The organism is Arthrobacter sp. UNC362MFTsu5.1, from assembly GCF_000685965.1.
Classification (GTDB): Bacteria; Actinomycetota; Actinomycetes; order Actinomycetales; family Micrococcaceae; genus Arthrobacter.
The window spans coordinates 1-4,717 of sequence record NZ_JMLE01000058.1 but is presented as its reverse complement, the minus strand read 5'-3'; the positions used below and the strand labels follow the sequence as shown (position 1 = coordinate 4,717).

Genomic DNA, 4,717 nt, shown 5'->3' with positions numbered 1-4,717 from the left:
ACCTGCCCGACACCGACACTCCTGTTCAGCCGGGTGAGGGCGTCGACGCGGTCGACCATGCCCTTGCCGGAGCGCAGCGCCCGCCACAGCTCATCCAGGACGACGAAGTAGTTCCTGCGAGGTTCCAGCCCGGCATCGGCGAGGGCGTTGGCGACGTTGACGGTCCCGAAGCCGTAGGACCAGCACGCCAGCAGGACCGCTGCCTGCAGGTCGGTCTCGGTTTCATCGATGCTGGAGACATCGAAGACCACGGCACGGTCCCGCCGCATGGGGTTAGTGGTCTGCCGGGAGAAGATTTCCCCGAGCTTCCCGCCACCGGTCAGGCCCAGCAGGGTCGCTTCCAGCGCGCGGGTTTCCTGCAGGTAGACGGTCATGTCGCCGCGGTCCAAAGCGACCTGGCGCAGCTCGGCCGGGGCCGCGGTGATGACGTCGAGCAGGTCTTTCAGGACCGGAATGCCGTCGAACGTGTCATCGAGCACCCGAAGGGCCCGGTCCAGGATGGTCTGTTCTTGATCCGTCGGGGGTGAGTTCCGGCTGATCGTGATGAGGGAGACGACCATATTCAGCCGCCTGCCGTGGGCGTCGGCCCGGACCCGTACGGCCGCGTCGTGGTGCCCTTGTTCCTCCAGCAGCTGGGCGACCTCGACGGCCTGACCGGGATCAAGGATGTTCAGGTAGCCCCGTCCGCGGCCGAGCCGGATGACCTGACCGCCCAACGCCGCGACCGCGTCGACGTGCTCTGCCTTCAGGTCCCCCAGCACGAGGGGGTGCACGCCCTGACCGGAAAGGCCCAGGAGCATCCTGCGCACCAGCGTGGATTTGCCCAGGCCGGGTTTGCCGAGGATGAACGCAGACGGGTTGGAGATCAGGTGGGCGCGCTGGAACCAGCTGATCGGGTCACAACACACCGTGGCCTGGGTCTCCTCATGCCGGCCCAGCGGCACACCAATCATCGGCGACGACGTCCCGGAACTGAACGGCCACAACCCGCACACCTGCACCGTCGTGCCCCGGTACTCCCGCACCGCCGGAACCAGGGCAGCTGCTCCCCCACCACGGCCGCCCCAGCCGCGTGAGCCGGGACCCCGGACACGGCCAGGACGCGAGGTCACCTCCTCGTCACCGGCGGAAGCCTTTTTCGCTGGGTTTACTGGTTTCACTTTTTTCGCTTGCAGGAACGTAAAGCGGGCCATTTAGAGGGCCTCCCTGATCTCGCTGGGCAGCAGGATGTGTCTGGGCAGCACCAGGCCCAGCGGCAAGGACGCGGCGAAAGCGGTGTCCTGCGAGCCGTAGGCGCGGCGAAGCAGGACCCGGGCAGTCCCGGAGGTCTGCTCGATCGCGGCCACCGCATCCGGAAGCCGGGCAACGTCGGTCACCGTGGCAGTGACGACCATGCCGAAGTTCACGAGCCCGGCACCCTGGGCTTCCTCCTGGGCAGTCTGCGCCGCCGACCGGGCATCGACCAGGGCACGGGCACTGGGACGGTTTCCGGAGGTGATCCGGACATTCGCATTGTTCTGGTCCCGCTCCACCACTGCCGCGGCACGGGCCGAATCCATCGGACGGTAGAGCAGGGAGACGCGTTTGCGATCAACGTCCCCGTGCGGGGCCAACAGCCGGGACAAGACCGAAGAGTTCACCGAACCCCGCGGCGCACCCGTCATCGTCCAGGAGACAGAGAACGCGGAATCGTGCCGGTACTCGTCCCAACCGGCCTGGGTTGCGGTAGGGCCCACCTCGCCCCAGGTCAGGGCAACCGGAGAACCGGCCGCATGGGCCTCATCGATAATCAGCGCCGCGGGCGGGTCATAGGCAATCCGGACGACCTCGCACAGTTCCTGCGCTGACATCGGCCGGGCGATCCCGGCACCGGTGGACTGCAACCGGGCACCCAGCCCAGGAATGCGCGAGGCGATGTCGCGGGCGACGTCCTCCGGCTCCCGCTTCCGGGACCCTGCACGAAGGGAAGCGTTGAAAGTCAACGACACCCAGGCCCGCACGGTCGCAGAACCTTCCGGGTAAGTCCGGATAACCTCGCGGAGGATGGCCTTGGCCGCCTCGGGGGCGTTCTCGTCAATGTTCATCTCGACTTCATTGCGCAGCCGGTAGCCGGAGTCCGGGGCTGTCTCCACGGTCACGGCGGCGGCTTCCAGCCCTGCCTCATCGCCCAGTCCGGCGAGCCAACCACCCCAGTTCGCCACCCACGCATCGACCTGCTCGGGATCCACGAGCGAGGCGCCGTCGGGTTCGGTGGAGAAGATGACGGTGAAGTGGCTGGTGGTCGGCACGTGGAGCATGGCGAAGGGGCGGTTGTAGGAGTCGTTGAACTCATACAGGCGCGACTTCGCCGCCAACCCCGGAAGCTGATACATGCCCCACTCCGTCACCCCCAGCGGACCCGAGCGGTACAAGTTCGCACCCGCGGAACGGGCGAGCCGGAAATTCATCCGGGTCGCGAAACGGTCCACCACGGACTGGCCGTGCTTATCCTTGACGGTCAACAGCAGGACCAGCACCCCGGCGACGGCCAGGACGCCCAGGCCCGCAAAGAGGCCCCAGATCGCAAAACTGATGATGCCCAGCAGCAGCCCGGCCATGACAATGCCCGTGCCGATAGCGCCAAGGTCCCCCAGACCTGCGGACCTCGGGACCCGCCAGTTTCCGTAGGACGGTTCCTTGTATTCGGTGTTAATTGCTGCCACTGGGGCCCTCCCCCGTTGAATCCTGCGCTGTCTGTTGTGCGGCCGAAGAGACCCGTGAAGCTACCTGCGCACCGACGGCGACAGCGACACCGGCCGGACCTGCAGCCTTCGCCGCCCCCGACGCCGCCCCCGACGCGGCCCCGGTACCAGCTGCGCCGGCCCCCGCCCCTGCTGTCGCAGCCCCGGGGCTTCCTGTAGTGCCCTTACCGGGGACTCCCCCGGCTCCGGACGCTCCGGCGGATCCCGGTGAAGGTTTAGCGTTGCCGCCGTTGGTTCCCCCGGGGCCTTGGCTGCCGCCAGGAGACGCGCCGCTCTTGGACGGCTGGCTGGGCGGGGTCGGGGACGCGTTCCCACGGCCACTTCCACTGCGGCCCAGCGATACAGCACCAGTGGCCAGGGCCCCTGCAGCAGCAGCGGCTCCCCCGCCAGAGCCCGACGCGACCGCACCAACCATCGGGGTGACAAACCGCATCAGAGCCGGCAAGGCCAACAGGGCAACGATCATCAAGGCAAAGCCCGTGATGGAACCAATCAAAGCGCCCGTGCCGGAAAACGAGCCCATAAGCTGAAACGCCACCGCGTACACGATCGCTGCTGCAGGCTTGTAAAGAATGAACGCGATCGTCCAGCCAATAGCTTTCTGGAACCACTGCCGGCCCATCTCCGTATTGGTGAAAGCTGCGGTGGTGGGCAAAATGCCAGCCAAGATGACCAACATGCCGCTGCGGACGACCATGAGGACGATCTGGACCAGTGACGCGAGCAGGCCCACCAGGCCAAGGATGATCAGGATGAAAACCCCGATGCCGGGCTGGTTCACCATGACCAGGACGCTCATGGCGTCCGCGAAGCCCTTGCCGTCCGTGGAGCGTTCGATGATGGCTGCTGAAAACTCATCAGCTGCGATCACCAGGATGGAGATCACCCCCAAGCCAAGACCCGCAACCAGAGTGAGGGTTAGGAGAGACCGGAGCAGGTCTTTCAAGGGTGCGCCCCGCTGCTCCCAAATCATCCGGGTGCCGCCAAGAATGACGGAAAGAACGGCCAACGTCAGCGTCCAGTAAGACAGTTCCGAATTAAGGAAACCCACCACAGGGCTGGCCGTCACACCATCCTCCGTCGTGAGATTTGTGGTCGGCATACTTACCCAAAACGTGGAGAGCGTTGTCACCAACTGGCTCATTCCCTCCAAAATTGCCTTAGCGAGGTTTCCGATGGCGTCGTCGGCTATACCGGCGGCCACGTTTCCGGCTTCACATCTCCAGTCCCCAAATCCGCACTCGGCCATGTCAGACCCCAGACCAAGGAATGAATCCGCTCAAATCTCTGACTTGTGAAAAGTCATTGACCATTTCTCCGGAGTCAGCAACGGCTAATTTCCAGTCGCCGTCTATCCACTCCATCGGTAACACCGCATGTCCAAGTACTCCGTTAGAACCCTCCATGGCGACGTCAACGTTGGCCTTCTCGGGTGAGTAGCTTTTCAAGACAAAGCCGCGAAATTGGACGGAAGTCGCCGCACTATTGCTGGAACTGGATGTAGTGGCGGCGTCCTTCATGGCCGCGTCCCTGCCGGGGCCGGGAACCAGGAGCTTTTCCGTGACTTTGGCTGTTAGATCGGGGTTACCTGCAGACGTCATGGCGATTAGGTTCGCGGCAGCATAGAGGGCTCCGGTTGGGGACTGGGCATAGCAATAGCGGAACCCGTCTTGCTCCTCCACCCCGGGCCCGTAACTCTGAGGATCGTTTGGTGCAGCGATTTTTCCTACGAGTGCCCATTCCGTTTGAGGGGCGCGTCCCAACGCCGTCTCAGAGCTAGCTTTTAGCCCGCATACGCTTTCGCTTCCAGCCATGGTGGAGTCAGGAGCAGAGCTGTTCACTGAGGGTGCCGGCCCCGGCTGTGCGTTACCGTCCCCTTTCGGGATCATGAAGATGACGATGACGGCTGCTATCAGTGCGACCACGAGGGCGGCCGAAATGATGAATCCGGGTTTGGTGAATGGATTCTGTTCGGT

The 4,717-nt window shown here is 64.6% G+C and carries 4 protein-coding genes; all 4 read right to left on the bottom strand.

Features of this window, described 5'->3' with window-relative positions; translation table 11 throughout:
• On the bottom strand, positions 1 to 1,193 hold a 1,193-nt coding region (locus tag BS38_RS0123885), incomplete at its 3' end, for a helicase HerA domain-containing protein (protein ID WP_028273006.1).
• Positions 1,194 to 2,702, bottom strand: coding sequence for an SCO6880 family protein (locus tag BS38_RS0123880; protein WP_028273005.1), 1,509 nt, complete (start codon positions 2,700 to 2,702; stop codon positions 1,194 to 1,196). It lies immediately after the preceding gene.
• Positions 2,689 to 3,990: a hypothetical protein gene (locus BS38_RS0123875; protein ID WP_028273004.1), complete on the bottom strand. Its 1,302-nt coding sequence runs from the start codon at positions 3,988 to 3,990 to the stop codon at positions 2,689 to 2,691. Before BS38_RS0123875 ends, BS38_RS0123880 begins: the two co-directional genes overlap by 14 nt.
• A gap of 1 nt (position 3,991) precedes the next feature.
• Positions 3,992 to 4,717 (bottom strand): hypothetical protein (locus BS38_RS27520; RefSeq protein WP_028273003.1); only part of this gene is annotated, 726 nt, incomplete at its 5' end.

What these genes read in the sequence shown, in the direction of transcription:
- BS38_RS0123875 (WP_028273004.1), bottom strand. Translation starts at nt 3,990, where the DNA reads ATGGCCGAGTGCGGATTTGGGGACTGGAGATGTGAAGCCGGAAACGTG.